Annotated in this window: 14 protein-coding genes and 1 tRNA gene; 8 read left to right on the top strand and 7 right to left on the bottom strand. The window is 35.0% G+C overall.

All coding sequences use genetic code 11. The features are described 5' to 3' along the window. Positions 1-437: 437 nt before the first annotated feature. From HDF25_RS24495 to cas13b, 7 genes are all read left to right on the top strand, one after another. Entirely contained in the window at positions 438-1,088 is a 651-nt protein-coding gene (locus HDF25_RS24495) for a DUF6266 family protein (RefSeq protein WP_184629051.1), read from the top strand. Positions 1,089-1,168: 80 nt separating this feature from the next. Beyond that, complete coding sequence (locus HDF25_RS24500; protein WP_184629052.1) at positions 1,169-1,558, top strand: hypothetical protein; 390 nt, start codon at positions 1,169-1,171, stop codon at positions 1,556-1,558. Further along, positions 1,477-2,049 (top strand): peptidoglycan-binding protein, encoded by a 573-nt coding sequence (locus HDF25_RS24505; protein ID WP_184629053.1) that lies wholly within the window; start codon positions 1,477-1,479, stop codon positions 2,047-2,049. The genes HDF25_RS24500 and HDF25_RS24505 overlap by 82 nt, the downstream gene beginning before the upstream one ends. A gap of 98 nt (positions 2,050-2,147) precedes the next feature. Further along, positions 2,148-2,564 (top strand): hypothetical protein, encoded by a 417-nt coding sequence (locus HDF25_RS24510; protein ID WP_184629054.1) that lies wholly within the window; start codon positions 2,148-2,150, stop codon positions 2,562-2,564. Beyond that, on the top strand, positions 2,552-3,190 hold the full coding sequence (locus HDF25_RS24515; RefSeq protein WP_184629055.1) for a DUF6266 family protein: 639 nt from the start codon (positions 2,552-2,554) through the stop codon (positions 3,188-3,190). The genes HDF25_RS24510 and HDF25_RS24515 overlap by 13 nt, the downstream gene beginning before the upstream one ends. Positions 3,191-3,414: 224 nt before the next feature. Continuing rightward, complete coding sequence (locus HDF25_RS24520) at positions 3,415-4,224, top strand: zinc ribbon domain-containing protein (protein ID WP_184629056.1); 810 nt, start codon at positions 3,415-3,417, stop codon at positions 4,222-4,224. A gap of 119 nt (positions 4,225-4,343) precedes the next feature. After that, complete coding sequence (gene cas13b / locus HDF25_RS24525) at positions 4,344-7,745, top strand: type VI-B CRISPR-associated RNA-guided ribonuclease Cas13b (RefSeq protein ID WP_184629057.1); 3,402 nt, start codon at positions 4,344-4,346, stop codon at positions 7,743-7,745. A gap of 299 nt (positions 7,746-8,044) precedes the next feature. On the opposite strand, the gene HDF25_RS26000 is transcribed toward cas13b, so the two are convergent. From HDF25_RS26000 to HDF25_RS24540, 4 genes are all read right to left on the bottom strand, one after another. Then, positions 8,045-8,530 carry a hypothetical protein gene (locus HDF25_RS26000; RefSeq protein ID WP_411267948.1) on the bottom strand — a complete coding sequence of 162 codons (486 nt, stop codon included), beginning with the start codon at positions 8,528-8,530 and terminating at the stop codon, positions 8,045-8,047. 674 nt (positions 8,531-9,204) lie between these two features. Beyond that, a complete protein-coding gene (locus tag HDF25_RS24530; protein ID WP_184629058.1) occupies positions 9,205-9,666 on the bottom strand; it encodes a hypothetical protein in 462 nt (153 codons plus the stop codon). A gap of 451 nt (positions 9,667-10,117) precedes the next feature. Next, a complete protein-coding gene (locus HDF25_RS24535) occupies positions 10,118-10,663 on the bottom strand; it encodes a hypothetical protein (protein WP_184629059.1) in 546 nt (181 codons plus the stop codon). An 8-nt stretch (positions 10,664-10,671) separates the two neighbouring features. Next, positions 10,672-11,991, bottom strand: a complete 1,320-nt coding sequence (locus HDF25_RS24540; RefSeq protein WP_184629060.1) for a hypothetical protein — start codon at positions 11,989-11,991, stop codon at positions 10,672-10,674. 452 nt (positions 11,992-12,443) lie between these two features. Here HDF25_RS24540 and HDF25_RS24545 point away from each other — a divergent pair, with 452 nt between their 5' ends. Beyond that, positions 12,444-12,737: a hypothetical protein gene (locus HDF25_RS24545; protein WP_184629061.1), complete on the top strand. Its 294-nt coding sequence runs from the start codon at positions 12,444-12,446 to the stop codon at positions 12,735-12,737. Between the two features lie 352 nt (positions 12,738-13,089). Here the strand turns inward: HDF25_RS24545 and HDF25_RS24550 are convergent, their stop codons facing one another. The 3 genes from HDF25_RS24550 to HDF25_RS24560 all read right to left on the bottom strand — a co-directional run bounded on the left by HDF25_RS24550 (position 13,090) and on the right by HDF25_RS24560 (position 15,021). Beyond that, positions 13,090-13,968 (bottom strand): patatin-like phospholipase family protein, encoded by an 879-nt coding sequence (locus tag HDF25_RS24550; RefSeq protein ID WP_184629062.1) that lies wholly within the window; start codon positions 13,966-13,968, stop codon positions 13,090-13,092. Positions 13,969-14,054: 86 nt separating this feature from the next. Then, entirely contained in the window at positions 14,055-14,663 is a 609-nt protein-coding gene (locus HDF25_RS24555) for a Crp/Fnr family transcriptional regulator (RefSeq protein ID WP_184629063.1), read from the bottom strand. Positions 14,664-14,948: 285 nt separating this feature from the next. Next, positions 14,949-15,021, bottom strand: a tRNA-Lys gene (locus HDF25_RS24560). Positions 15,022-15,039 lie beyond the last annotated feature (18 nt).

The raw sequence follows: 15,039 nt of genomic DNA on the forward strand, positions 1-15,039 counted from the left end.
TAACCGGGAGAACGGTAAGGCGATGGCAAGCCGATGGTATTATCAAACCTATGTACATTGGCGGCACTGTTCACTTTTCTAAATTGGAACTTCAGCTATCCGCTAAAGCGAATAAATTAAATAAGAAATAAGCCTCCAGATTTTTCATTCGACCTTATTATCCATGTAGATCTATGATTGTATTGATTACGATCCAAGGCTTTCTATGCCTACTCTTTTTCTGCTGCTAAATTCAAATTTAGCAGCAGATTATTGTCCGTGTTGATGGTGAGGGTCGGACAATTGCGGACAATCCCGGACAATTGCGGACATTTTGATGAGTGGGTTAGGATGTTGTTATTCTGTGGTTTACATTCGTTTCAACGAGTCCAGAAAAGCTTGCCGGCATGCAATGACTTGAATTAACAAATTAATTTACATTTTAAAAATTCAAAATTATGGCAATTTTAGAACAAGGCCAATTAGGGCTTTTCAACGGAAAAATTGGTGCGCTGGTTATCTCCAAATGGAAAAACAGTTATGTTGGTAGAGGCAAACCTAAAAAATCAACCAAAGCACCTACAGCCGGACAGTTAGATACCCGGTCTAAATTTGCGCTGGTTGGCAAATTTATAACGAGGTTTCCCAAAATAATTGCTGCTGGGTACGGGGAAACGAAAAAAACAACAGCAATGAATGAAGCAATCAGGTATAACCTGGAGCATGCTGTAAGTGGTATTTATCCCAATTATTTACTGGATCTTCCCAATATCATGTTGAGTAAAGTACAAGTGGGTACATGGATTGATGCAGGTCTTGATCCGGTGATGACTGCTTTACCTAAACGTGGTTTACAACTTACCTGGAAGCTGGAAGATGTACCGGGTGGAGATACCAAACCAACGGATATTCTTTACACTTTATACTATCATCCGCAAAGTCAACTCTCCATGTCTGCCCCTGGTAAGATTGTAAGAAGTAAGTTAACTGTTGATACCTCTATGCCAAGAATATTTCAAGGTGAGGTTCATGGATGGATGTTTTTTAGCTCTGAAGATGGCAAACAGGCGTCTATCACTCAATACTTGGGCAAGGTAACGATAGTCTAGTCCGAAAGCTACTGGCAGGATGATGAAAGCTTGCCAGTAGCTTTCAATCAATTTCATTCTCACAATTTAAATGATTTATTATGAATACTTCAATTAGAAAATTATATCCTGTATTGCGATTGCGGACAGGTCAGGTACCTCGCAGATTGAAACAGCATTTGCTTTTTATTGGCTTATTGATGGTCTGGTGTTTTGCCCCATTTTGGTTGCATAAGATTGATGAAACAGCCGGTAATATTGACCAAAGCATTTGGTTGCTGGTTATATTGAGTTTGATCAGTTTTATGCTGATAACGGGTTTATGCTGGTGGTTATTACAAAAGTTCTGGATGGCAGCAGGACTGCCTTCTTTGAGAACTATGGTTTCACAGTTTAACACTTTATCATTATGGCAACAATTAGGCTTTTATTGGGCATCTTTTGCTTTGCTTTTGCTGGTAGCTTCGGTATGCTTAAGCGCGATCTGTTAGGACAGATACCAATTAAACAGGAAACCTTTAATGATGCTCAATACCGTTTGCAGTTGGTTAATTTGGCCAGGGCAGAAATTGGTGTCAGAGAGCAAACGGGGCATAATGATGGAGCCAGGGTTGAAGAATATCTTGCAACTGTCGGGTTAAAAAAAAGGCAGCCCTGGTGCGCGGCCTATATCAGTTGGTTGTATGCAAAGGCAGGGTATGCTCAGCCCAGGTCCGGGTGGTCTCCGGCACTTTTCCCTTCTTCCAGATTAGCCAGATCGGCATTGCCCGGTAATGTAATAGGTATTTATATTCCCAAAGTAAAGCGTATTGCCCATGTGGGTTTGGTAGAGAAAACCGAGGGAGCCTGGTGTTTGAGCATTGAAGGAAATACCAATTTGAGTGGTGGTATTGAAGGAGATGGTGTGTATCGCAAACGCAGGCATTTGAAAAGCATTTATCAAATAGCAGATTGGGTAACAGCAGGAAGGAGGGCGCCATGAAAATTTATGCGTTAATACTGCTATTACTACTAACTGGCTGCGGTTTATTTAAAAATACGCAATCAAGCTCTGAGAAATCCTATCAATCCTCAAAGCATTTGGCCGAATCGGAATTTGTAGAAAAGAAAGACTGGTTTAAAAAGACAGCCAGTTTAATGTTTTATCGCGATTCCATGCGTCGGGATTATGCTGTTCAACTTTGGCCAAAAGGAGCTTTTACCTATTCTCCAGAGAAAGGTTTTTCAGGTGGAGCGGATAGTATCCTGTTTATGGGAGGTTCAACTGAGCTTTTAACTTATTCAGGTAAAACTACAGCTCAGGAACTTGACAAGGGTAGGATAGAGGAGAAGTCGAAACAAAGTAAGCAAGACATCTCACAGCAACAAACCAAGGAGAAACAAAGTCTGGTTTCCTGGAAATGGATCACGTTGATTTTAGTGTTAACTGGGTTTTTTGGACTGTGGTGGTATAAAAAATCTATTTACAATTTAAACAGGAAAGAATGGCACCTATAGGAAGAAGGCTATCACCTCTCTTTAATGAGAGGGAGGCAAATGATAAAAGAACGAAGTTGTATTACATTATTAATGGAATCAAACGTGAAAAAAGGTTGAAACCACCTACCGAAAGGCAGATGGCACAACGATTGAAATTGGGTTTAGCAAGTTCATTTGCCGGACATCTCAAAGAAATCGTTGTGATTGGATATGCTACTCAAAAAAAGATACCGGTCACTCCAGGAAATAGAGCTGTCAGACAGATTTTAAATGAGGCGATTACAGGAGAATATCCCGATTATCGGATTGATTATCCGAAAGTGGAAATAAGTGAAGGTCATCTGAATATGGTATTTGATTTAGAGATGGTTATTTCTGAAGGTGGAAAAATCAATATCAAATGGGATGATGATCTTGATTCTTTAAACCGTTATAGTCGGACTGATGATGATGTGCATTTTTTTATTTATAATGCTACAACAAGTACAGGGCATAATTTTAAATACGCAGCTAAAAGATTGGATTTCCAGGTAGAGATACAATGTCCTGTGTTTGAAAAGGAAGATGTTTTGCATTACTGGTTGTTTTTAGCATCAGCAGTTCATAAAAGATACGTCTCTGGTAGTGTTTATCTTTTGAAGTAAAAGTAGGATTAAACACAATAAGCCAGTAATTCAGATTATTTGCTTATTGTGTTTGGTTATAATATTAACTTGGTAGGAAACAAAATATCAGTGCGATCTTATTGTAACTATATGGAAATAAGCTGTAATTGACTTAGGTAATCTTGATTGGTACTTTTATCTCTGACAAAGTGATGAAAAATTGAAAGGTTATTTGTTTATTTGGTTAAATTAACCTCTAATTTATGCCGACAAGCTTATCAGGTAATATATTTAATATTTTATTTACAATTGGAATGTTTCTAATTGGATATACATATCTACAAACTGAAAAATATTCAGCAACACATACAGCCCTTTCCAGAAGAGTTGACACAATTACTGATTCAATTTCTTTGCAAAAGGAGATTCTGGATTTGGAATTGAAAAATCTAATTCTTTATTCAAATCGATTATCTATTGAGTATCATACAGAAAATCCAATAGTAGACAATGATTCTCTTACTAAGTTTAAGGAAGTTGTATCGGGAAATAAGAATGATGTGATTGTTGCTAATAAGATAAAAGGCAATTGGGATAAGTATGTGTTAAATCAAAGAATATCTGCTTCTGAAACAAGAAAACTTAATAAGACATTAAAAATAATAAATGAGGATTTGAATAGAAGCGTTAAAAAATACATCATATGGATTGATTTAATCCCTCTAGGCCCAGCTTTACTAGTAATTAGTACTTTAGGGTTGATGTTTGGTCAAATTAAACAAAATGCCTTAGTTAATAAGCAGATCAATGAAGGAAGAAAGAATTTCAAATGCCAATCCTGTACAAAAGAATTCAATGCCACTGTTCAACGTGCTAAATTTAATGATGGTGAAATAAATGAATATTATTGTAATGAGTGTTTTAGTAACGACGATTTTATAGAGCCTGAGTTAACTAAAGAACTAGCATTTGCAAAGTATATTTCTCAACGAGGGATAACCAATAAATTGGGCATTTGGACAGCTAAACAAGATTTTTATAGAATGAGAAGGTGGTGGTATGGTAAATACTAGAATATCCTAAATTCATAGCTCTTTAGATTTAGCGACATTTTATGTGTAATATTTATTATATATTTTGTGTCTAGTTATATTGAATGAATATTTTTTTTGACTCTTAATTAGTATATTTTATGTCACTTGAAACGACTCTCACCAAGACAAATAATAAAAGAACGCCTGAGGATGATGCTCAATATTTTGGAGTATATCTGAATATGGCCCAACACAATGTTTTTCAAATTCTTAATGAGATAAACAGCAGGTTTAAAAAACTTGGTTTTTCTGATTTAGCGGATGATGAGTACATTGATCAAGACTTTCGAATTAACAATGCTAATAAATCGACTCAGAAGCACAGTATTATAGAGGTATTTAATCCGACTCATAAGTTTCATCAACTTTATGCTGTAAAGGTGTTTAGAGCAATGAATAGGTACCTCCCGTTTCTTAAGGTTTTCGAACAGCAGGTTATTGATGAAGAAGAGTCAGAAAATGATTTGATTCCTATAGATTTTATGGAATTGTATGAATTTCTTATTACTATCCTCCACGAACTGGTTTTATTTAGGAACTCATATAGTCATTATATAGCACTTGATGAAGCTGGAAATAGGTGTGACTATAAGAAAGAAGTTTCTCATATAGCTTGTTATCAACTATTCAAGTTTTTTAAATTAGCTCCAAAGTATACCTGGCAGAGGTTCAGAAGTACAGATGAAAAGTTATCAGATGGCCATGAATTGGGTGATTTTAAACATTTGGATGATTACATACTTTTCAGTGGTCAGGAATTAACAGCACAAGGGTTATTCTTTTTTACATGTTTATTTCTTGAAAAAAAGTATGCCTATATTTTTTTAAAAAGATTTAATGGATTTAAAAATGAATCAACTCAGCCTTTTAAAGCAACATTAAGAGCTTTTACTGCCTATACTATTCGTTTACCACATGAAAAGCTGATTGTAGAGGATCCTAAACAGGCATTATTGTTAGATATGCTTAATGAGTTAAATAAAATTCCTAAAGAACTGTATAGACATCTAAGCATAGGAGATCAAGAAGAATTCGATACTATAAATGAACAATCATTATTGAACATACTAAATAATACTGATGAATCTTCTTATGATGATATAGACTGTTTACTTGAAAAGATTGTTCCCTTAAGACGTAGTGATGACCGGTTCGCATATTTTGCTTTAAGATATTTGGAAGAAACTGAGGCGTTTAGTAAAATTAAATTTCAAATAAGGCTCGGTAGCTTAGAACACGAACCTTACGATAAGAAAATCATAGGACAGGTACAGGCAAGAACCATCCAATTTCCAATAAATGCATTTGGTAAATTATCCCTCCTTTTAGAAGAGGATAAAATATTAGAACAAATAACAAACACTTTATCTGAAAAGGAGAAAGAAGGTCTTTCATTTGAACGATTCAATCCTCATTATCATATTGAGAATAACAAAATAGGAATACTTTTACCTATCAATGAGGATTTTCATGCATCTAAAGTAACTAGCAATCAAAAGGGAAAACTGAAAATAAATCACGTAAAACCTACTGCATTCATAAGTATTCATGAATTACCTAAAATTGTTCTTATTACTATGCTTTGTGAGAACAAAGGGAAAAATAGTGGACAAGACATTGAACACCATATTTTTTCTTTTATGCGCGAGTATAGAAGCAAGTTTCTAAGTTTATCTAGTCTTGAAAGTATTGCTGCACAGTTAAAATATGAACCTTTGCAACTTACAAGAAGAAATGATAATCTAAAAAAAGTTAAAAATAGGACACCCGTATTTGAATTTGAAAAGAGGAAGGAATACCAGAGTTTTATCAAGCAAAGACGAGAGATTTTACAAGGGCATATAGGTGATAAAATAAAAGTCACTGAGCTGCCTGGTCGTATAAAGGACTACCTTTTGAATATTGAGGACGTGTCAATGGTTAAAAGGAATAGTCATCATATTAAATCAAGCATTACTGAAGTCAAAGAAAAGATAAAAGAAATTGAAAAGAATAAGCTGCCCAAAATAGGTGAAATAGCAACTTACATTGCCCGTGATATCATTTCATTGGTTATTGAAGAAGAGCTGAAACAGAAGATCACCAGCATTTACTACAATTATTTGCAGAAATATATCGCATATTTTGCAAATGAAAAGAACAATTTAATTTCTTTATGTAGGGAGCTAAATTTATTTGATCAAGCTAAGGGGCATGTTTTTTTGACTGAAGGTTTAATAAAACAATCGAATTCTGTATTAGAATTTTATGATAATTATCTTGGGAAAAAACTCAGATGGCTTGAGAGGAATTTTATTAAAACTACCAGAGAAGGGGCAAAGAAGAAGGTGAATTATATAATCCCGGAATTAATTCCAGTCCCATACAAAATGCAGAAAAAGCTGAATCAGACTTTTGAAATCAATAATTGGATTGTAAATAAAAGGGACGCTGTAATTGATTTGCCAACTACAATTTTTGATGAGAAAATAAACACCCTACTAAGAATGAGATTAAAGGAGGGTGAATATACAAATGAAGATAAGTTTGCAAGATTGTTAGGACAGTATTTGAAAGGAGATGAACAACCATTTTATAGTTATAAACGTATTTATAAGCTTCTTGGGAAAAATGGTAAGGATTCGTTGATAGACGTTCGTAAGTTTAAGCATAGTGCCATCAAGAAAAAATTCGGATCGTTAGTTGAACAAAATGAAAAATATATCCGCTTCATCCAAACAAAGGATCGTATAGTAAGATTGATGTGCGAAAATCTAATTGTAATTGATAAAGATTTAGGTTTTGAAGGACAATTCTCGTTGGCAAATATTTATCCTGGTTCAACCTATAATCCCCTTGATTTACCAGTAAGCTTTACTCAGAGTTTAAGAATAAATAAGAATAAGTCGGTTATTCTTACTGCTGAAGATACTGAATCGTGGAAAGAAGAAGTGAAACTTAGTAGAGTTGAAAATGGTGATGGTGTAAAAGGTTTTGTTTGGACATTGAAAGATTCCGGGTTTTTTAGGAAAATATTATATGATAAAAGGCTAACTAATTTAGTTGAATATTTTGATGTAAGTCAAATCTCAGTTAACGTACTACTCTTTGAATTAAGGGAGTATGACCGTTATCGGGAACTTGTCTTTGATAAGATATTTGAACTGGAAAAGGCTATTGTATTGAAAGATCAGAAGGGATTATGGGAGCTAAATAAGAAAAAACTCAATAATTTCAATGAAATACAATTTAAGGTCTATATAGAATGGTTAGAATGCAATGGATTTGCAGATGAAAATTTGAATGAATTGAGTGTTCTTAGAAATAAGTTCTCCCATAATCAATATCCTGAACACGTTGTATTTAATTTACCAATTATTGGTGAGACGCAACAAAAACTGTTTGATGAAAATTCAAATAAAAAGGACTGGTTAAATCTGAATTATACTTCCGTAGCAAAACAACTTTATAATTTTGTTGAACTCAATATAAATGATCTGGTTAAAAGGATCAATTGTTAATACAAATGGAGTCTGGTGGTAAAATAGAACACTGATCTTCGCATATATTAAGATTAATCCTCATAAAGGAATCTTGGAAAGGCATAAGAGCTTATTAATTGTTTGTTCTTTGAAGTATTGGCCATATACTGGTGGGTAGACACAGCGGTTTTGAGCTTTGTTCAGGCGCTTTGGACGTTGTGATTGACCACATTTTGGTGGGTAAACACAACAGCAACAACAACAAGCACAGTCGCAAGCAAGTTGTGATTGACCATATTTTGGTGGGTAGACACAACATCTGGAAACTTTAACTTCGATCATGACAGGTTGTGATTGACCACATTTTGGTGGGTAGACACAACACTAAGATGTATGCTATCGACTTGAACTCCGTTGTGATTGACCACATTTTGGTGGGTAGACACAACCGAAACGATGTTTTTAAATTCCTTTTCAAGTTGTTGTTGACCACATTTTGGTGGGTAGACACAACTACCTGTGATCATTGCAATCGAAAAATGTTGTTGTTGTTGACCACATTTTGGTGGGTAGACACAACAAGTTACTTTAAAGTCAGGGTCAAATACCGTTGTTGTTGACCACATTTTGGTGGGTAGACACAACATACATGCCGCAACCATATCAACCGCGATAGTTGTTGTTGACCACATTTTGGTGGGTAGACACAACATTAATGAATCAATAGTACCTAATGTCCATGTTGTTGTTGACCACATTTTGGTGGGTAGACACAACCACTTTTCATAATCGTTATTTTTAGTTGTTGTTGTGATTGACCACATTTTGGTGGGTAGACACAACGGATTTGTTTTACGATTTATGTGTTTTGAAGTTGTGGTTGACTCCATTTTGGTAGGTACAAACAACTGGTTATCATAATATTTGTTTTAATATTGTTGTTGTGATTGACCACATTTTGGTGGGTAAACACAACTTGATAGATGCAGACCAACATTATCCAGATGTTGTGATTGACCACATTTTGGTGGGTAAACACAACTCATTTGTCAGGCTAGACAACCAGGTATAAGTTGTGATTGACAACATTTTGGTGGGTAAACACAACACTTGTTGTTATCCCTTATGGGATGGTTAAGTTGTTGTTGGCTATATTTTGGTGGGTAAACACAAAACTTTCAATCAGTTATAAAGAAAGATCTTGTTGTAGTTGATCACATTTTGGTGGGTAAACACAATTAATATGGTGATTTCTGGACGGGCTTCGAGGTTGTGGTTGGCTACATTTTGGTGGGTAGAAACAACATCTTCTGTAAACCCGTCATTTGATGTTTTGTTGTGATTGACCACATTTCGGTGGACATACACAACTAAACTATCTTCACTCTGCTTTATCTCTCGTTGTTGTTGACCATATTTTGGCAGGTAAACACATAAATAAAAAGCCCCGGGTTGTTAACCCCGAGGCTTATATGCACTTTTGTCCGTAATTACTAATTTAATTTGGATTGACAGTTTCGACAGTTATGGTAGGAGCCCGAGGCTTTCGAGGATCAGACAGATAAGCTTTTGTAACCTTCATGTTTTTTCCATTTGGCAATATGAAAAAGAATGTATGACGATCTATTCTATCTTTCGCATATTTAACAGCAATTTCAATAAGCTGAGTAATTGAGATAGTTTTGATTTTACTAAATTCTTCTTTGGAAATGCTTTTTGTGTTTTTCCCTTTTGTATAAAAAAACCGTAAATCAGTTTCCCACGGATAACATTTACACAATAAAACATAGCTCACTGTTCCAGCCTCTTCATCAATGGCAAACATTCTATCCTTGATAGGTATGGCAGTTGTATCCAGATGATAATAAACGGTATCTTTCTTGACTTTTTCACTTTGTGCTTTGACTTTTTGAATGGTTAAACACACAAAACCTAATAAAAATATTATTATATACTTCATAGTTTTAAACGTTTTCGTTTATGATACTCGAGTCATTCTGGTTTTATGGGAAAGTTCATAGATAAAGTAAACTATAATAGCAGTCAGGGTATAGGTAATTGACATCATAAATTTATCTGATAATTCAAGAGAAATTCTCGGATCATTCGAAAATACGACTAATGCATAAAATAAGGCTACTCCAATTGCGTATAAGAATCCAAGCGCTTTATTACGTTTTGTAGCCTTTTTGAAAAGTAGTGTATAGATCCAAATTGCAGGTACAAAGAATATAAGCCTAAATAATGCATAATTGAAGATATAATATCCCCAATAATTCAACTTGATTAATGCTTTCTCTGGGATAATTATAACTTCAATCAGATAGTTGAATGTTCCTAAAAGAATCGGAATTAGAATAATAATTATTAGCGAAAGGTATTTTGGCTTTATTGACATCCTTTAAGGGACTTTAATTTACAGTTTTGCAATAAGTTTTAAGCAAACGCCAATTATCATTTTCCTTTTTAAATAATTGAGTCGAACCTTCTCCACATCTGCTGCCGCAAACAAACTCCGAGTGTAATATGGCATATTTATAATCTTTTGAAAAGATGGGATTTGATAAATAGAAAAATTGACCTTTCTTTACACGTTCTGCGGAGTTATTAAATTTAGTAATATCCTTATCACTAACTATGTATGCACTAGGGATGATCTCATTCGACCAAACTATAGTATCTTTTTGTGATTTACTCAAAATTTCATCTGTTGTAAGACCTAGATCCTTATTTTCAGATACTATGTTGTTAACGCATAATTCCGTTAATAAAACTGGTGATTTGTTAAATAAATAGATGGAATCCCTCTTTAATTCTTTATTGATATAATAACTTAATAGATTACTGACCTCTTTTTTTTCTTGCTTTTCAGTTATAGGGTTATTCCCCCCATAACATCCCAATAACATCGTCCCAGATAAAATAAGAACGGGTACTATTATTTTTTTTAAATTCATATTAAATTTTATAATGGATTAAATGTAGTGATACCAGTTTGCGAATTAAAATCTACTTTTCCTCCGTAATACGTATTTTCAAACTGAAATCCAGCATCATCCTGGCCACCGCTATGAGGAGTAAATATTTGAGTTACATTTTCTCCATAATGTACAAATTCATGCAAAATACATGCAGTAAGAAAAAATTCTGTAGCTGTAGGATATGTAGTGGAAAAGTAATTTGCATTAGTAGCAATACTTTCATCAATCTTTAAAATACCTGTTGAGGGGGTGAATTGACCATCAGATCCACCAGGTAAACTATTATGAGGCGCAACTTGTAATAATGGTCCTTTTCCAGCTTTCAAATTATCTAGTATTTGCTGTTCGCTAAGATGAGTAAATTGTTTTAATGCTGCCATGAGAGTTGGGTTGTTTTTTACCTTTATGTACAAACCATCAACTATTTTTGCAAGTGTTGGGTATTTTAGTCTATCATCTAAGCCGATTACTATTGGATTTGCACTGCCGCTAGCACCACCTGCTGCACCTGGATTACCGATTGGAATGCCATTATCAGGAGCCGGGTTGTTTGCTGGATTTGTTGGTGGAAATAACCAGCTATAATCCGGAGCTTGAGGAGTGGGGGTATCTCTATTTCCAGGTTCAATAAACTGACGACCATCAAATGGGGGCTGATCTTCCGGACCACCGCCGCCATCGCAATATTGGTGGTCATCAAGACTACTTCCATAACAGGTAGGTGGAATGTCAAGCGGTTGTTGTCCCATTGTAATTTTAAATCCGCTTTTCTTTGTGTCCTTCAGTATCAAATCTCCTGTTTTTCTTCCATTTAAATAATCAACACCTTTTATAGGTTCATTATTTAAAGTGTAAAGTATGATTTTTCCAGTAAAGTCACTATTCTGAATAAATTCTCTTTTATTGCCTGATGGTAGATTTGCGTCCTTTTTATTAGAAAAATATGCGGTATCAAGAAAGACTTTGTAGCCGACACTTTGAATGTTTCCATTGGCATCCTTTTGAAATAAGATATCTCTTAATACCCAGATTTTCTTTTGATAAAGGGTCTCATTTATGCGGATCTTTAAAATGTTATCTCCGGCACCCGTAGTCATTGTAATTGGGTGTTCCCAATTTTCTCCTAAATCTAAAGCCGGTTGATTTTTCTTAAGCCAGGATTTGGCTTCTTCAACTGTTACATTAGTCTTTGGTGTAGGATCAATTGACAAGGGGTGATCTTTTTTACAGGAATTAACAAGCATAATAAAGCAACTTATTAGAAGTATACTTGTAAAATGCTTTAATCTTAATGTTATTTTCATGAAAAAGTAAATTTTCGGCAAGTGTACCACATATAATTAAGTATAGTTTAATAATTACGTCAACTGCTGTATTACCCGGGTAAATGAAATTGTCTATATGCCATATATTGGTGTTATATGACACTCTTATTCTCTAAGGGCCAATTAATTGGATGTTTTATACTGGTACTTTTGGTTAAATGACGAAATTGAGTACCCAAATAGGGATATTTCTCGGTAATACTTTATGTGTTTCTGGTTTTTATATGGAAAGAACTAATTAAACAGTTCCGAAGTAACTTAAAATAGAAGTGTAAAGAGAGATAAAAAGATCACTCAACTAGACGAAATTCTTTAAGCCACTGAATATAATATTAACCTTTCATGGCTACGCTAGAAGCACTGGCGATGTGGATTAATGGCTAAGACCGGATAATGTAAATAAGTTGAAATTGTTGGATGTTCTAAAGCAAATGGACTTTGATGAAGAAGATATACAACATATTGCCGAGCTGGATTTTAAAAAACATATTGTCTTTTCAATGTGGGACGAACCGGAAAAAGTAGATTTCCTGACCAGAATTAGTATGATCGAGTTTGAGCAGGCAGATCAGAGAAAAATTATTGCAGATATTGATGGCATAAAAGTCCCGTTTCTTCATCTTAACGACCTAGTGCTTTCGAAATTTAACACCGGCAAATTAAAGGATAAGGCCGATGTAGAAGAATTGCAAAAAATAGAAAAAAGGAAGGGGAACACGAGATAGCCCCTTCGTTCTGCCTGCGGCGATACATCCAGTCGAAAATACCGATTCCAGCATACCTTTTAATACAAAATGCCTCAATTTGCATTGAGGTATTTCGTGAACCTTGTGGGACAAAACTCGAACCTTTTTATCTTCGGCCTGCACAAATTAGCCCAAATCAAACAAGCAATACACAAAGACGTTAAAATAACATCACTTCCGCACCAGTTCTGATTGGTTACCTTTACTTTTATAGAGGGTTATCCGGCCAAAAATATTTGGGCGAATATTCAAGCGCCCTCGCCAACTCATTAAGGATTCTCGTATTATTTATTCTATGCCTGTTTTTGAAATATAATTTGGCTCTTCATAATTACATCATCCATCTCACATCAATATCTTTCCCTTCATCTAACGCCTGATTTCTTCCAATATGCCAGGCATCTGGCATTAACGATAGATTTAGCATTTCTGTACCGTTTTTGGTAAGCTTTTTAAATTCAGAATTTGGCGAAATAAGTTTAACAGTTGAGCCATTTTCCTTAAGCGTTTGAATCTCTTCAAGTATTTTATTATTCAAGATATCTTGCGCTGTATGTGCCGAAGATACCTCAAGCGAAAAACAAGACACCACAAGCACCAATTCGTTCCCAATAGCCAGATCTGCATTAATCATACTTCTAACTCCTCCATCCATATAACGATCGCCATTTATGCTTACAGGAGGAAAAACACCCGGCAACGCTGAGCTTGAAGCAACTGCTAACTTTAAAGTTATATCTGAGTCTTTATCCAGTAAATGAAACTTACCTGTAAGAGCACTTACAGCGGTAGTTTTAAAATTTTCCGGCCAGTTATAACCATTCAAGTAACTTAAACGGTGCATAGCTTGGTCTTCACTCATAGTATCTGCATTGAGAGCACATTTACCCACTTCCTTTAAAACTTTTACAGGGTTGGGAGCTAATGCTGCGTCGGCCAACATTGTATATAAATTGGTAAAGGCATCTGATGTAACGGTGCTAAAATCAACATATTTTTCAGGTGGTGTGGGGGCGTTCTTTAAGTCCAGTGTTCCCAGTGCAATCTGGGCACCTATCTGCGATCCGGCTGAAGTGCCAATAATCACATCTGAATCCTGAAGTTTAACGCCTGTTTCTATTAACTGTGAAACAAGGCCGGCAAGCCATGCTCTCCCAACTTGTCCTCCTCCTCCCAAAACAATTCCTTTAGTTACTTTTTTGATATTCATTTTGCTGTCTATTTTTATACAGCAAAGGTCTGTATCTTGTTTTGATTTGACCTATGAACTATCTTAAGAAAACCGTCTTTTAGGTATTAACCTTTGTACAATAGTTCTTTTCTGATTTTACTTAGGAACTCTGAAGTAATACCAAGATATGCCGCAATTTGTGTATTGGGAAGCCTATTAATCAGGTGTGGATATGTGGAACTGAAGTTTAGATACCGCTGTTCACTGGAGAGGCTGATGTTTTGTAAAATTCTATTCTGTAGTTCAATAGATTTTCTCTCGGCTATGATACGGAAGGTGGAATTGAACTTCATATATTTAATATACAATTGAATAAGGTCATGCCAGGAGATCTGCATAATTACAGATGGTTCTATAGCTTGTATGAATACCTTTGAGGGTGTCTTGCTATAAAAGCTTGCCATGTCGCAGATCCAGTTATTTTCTGCTGCAAAATCTAATATATGTTCTTTTCCTGCCTCATCAGTTGTGAGCATTTTAAAACATCCTGAAATGACAAAAGTGAAATTTTTACATATTTCGTTTGGTTGAAGAATATATTTTCTTCTTTTGATTTTTTTTTCCACAAAAATACTTTCTAACTCCTTTCTTTCCTGTTTATTTATGGTGAAAAAACCTAAAAAAAAAGTTATAAGTGCATCAAAAGAATGTCTATTGATTTCTATTTGTTCCATTTAAAATTGTTCTTATAGCAAATTTAGTTTTTTACCATTTGTCCTTGCATGGCCTAATCCACCAATAAAAGCAAATTGAAAGGATGGACATATGAGTGTCCTTTCGTAATTCTTTAAATAATATATTCGTGAATGGTGGTGCAATGTCCGGGCTTAAAAGTTATGGTGTACCCTGCGGATTAATCCCTCTTTCACAAGTTTATGACTTGATCCGGATGATGTTCGATTCTAATACCAAAAATATTTTTTAATGCAAAAAGCCTCACATTTCAGTGAGGCTTTTCGTGATCCCGCTGGGATTCGAACCCAGGACCACTACATTAAAAGTGTAATGCTCTACCAGCTGAGCTACGGAATCATCATTCTTTTCAGAACA

Origin of the sequence: Pedobacter cryoconitis, from assembly GCF_014207135.1 — a bacterium.
In the GTDB taxonomy this organism is placed as follows: domain Bacteria; phylum Bacteroidota; class Bacteroidia; order Sphingobacteriales; family Sphingobacteriaceae; genus Pedobacter; species Pedobacter cryoconitis_D.

What these genes read in the sequence shown, in the direction of transcription:
- HDF25_RS24495 (WP_184629051.1), top strand. Translation starts at nt 438, where the DNA reads ATGGCAATTTTAGAACAAGGCCAATTAGGGCTTTTCAACGGAAAAATT.
- HDF25_RS24500 (WP_184629052.1), top strand. Translation starts at nt 1,169, where the DNA reads ATGAATACTTCAATTAGAAAATTATATCCTGTATTGCGATTGCGGACA.
- HDF25_RS24505 (WP_184629053.1), top strand. Translation starts at nt 1,477, where the DNA reads ATGGCAACAATTAGGCTTTTATTGGGCATCTTTTGCTTTGCTTTTGCT.
- HDF25_RS24515 (WP_184629055.1), top strand. Translation starts at nt 2,552, where the DNA reads ATGGCACCTATAGGAAGAAGGCTATCACCTCTCTTTAATGAGAGGGAG.
- HDF25_RS24520 (WP_184629056.1), top strand. Translation starts at nt 3,415, where the DNA reads ATGCCGACAAGCTTATCAGGTAATATATTTAATATTTTATTTACAATT.
- cas13b (WP_184629057.1), top strand. Translation starts at nt 4,344, where the DNA reads ATGTCACTTGAAACGACTCTCACCAAGACAAATAATAAAAGAACGCCT.
- HDF25_RS26000 (WP_411267948.1), bottom strand. Translation starts at nt 8,530, where the DNA reads ATGTGGTCAATCACAACAACAACTAAAAATAACGATTATGAAAAGTGG.
- HDF25_RS24530 (WP_184629058.1), bottom strand. Translation starts at nt 9,666, where the DNA reads ATGAAGTATATAATAATATTTTTATTAGGTTTTGTGTGTTTAACCATT.
- HDF25_RS24535 (WP_184629059.1), bottom strand. Translation starts at nt 10,663, where the DNA reads ATGAATTTAAAAAAAATAATAGTACCCGTTCTTATTTTATCTGGGACG.
- HDF25_RS24540 (WP_184629060.1), bottom strand. Translation starts at nt 11,991, where the DNA reads ATGAAAATAACATTAAGATTAAAGCATTTTACAAGTATACTTCTAATA.
- HDF25_RS24545 (WP_184629061.1), top strand. Translation starts at nt 12,444, where the DNA reads ATGGACTTTGATGAAGAAGATATACAACATATTGCCGAGCTGGATTTT.
- HDF25_RS24550 (WP_184629062.1), bottom strand. Translation starts at nt 13,968, where the DNA reads ATGAATATCAAAAAAGTAACTAAAGGAATTGTTTTGGGAGGAGGAGGA.
- HDF25_RS24555 (WP_184629063.1), bottom strand. Translation starts at nt 14,663, where the DNA reads ATGGAACAAATAGAAATCAATAGACATTCTTTTGATGCACTTATAACT.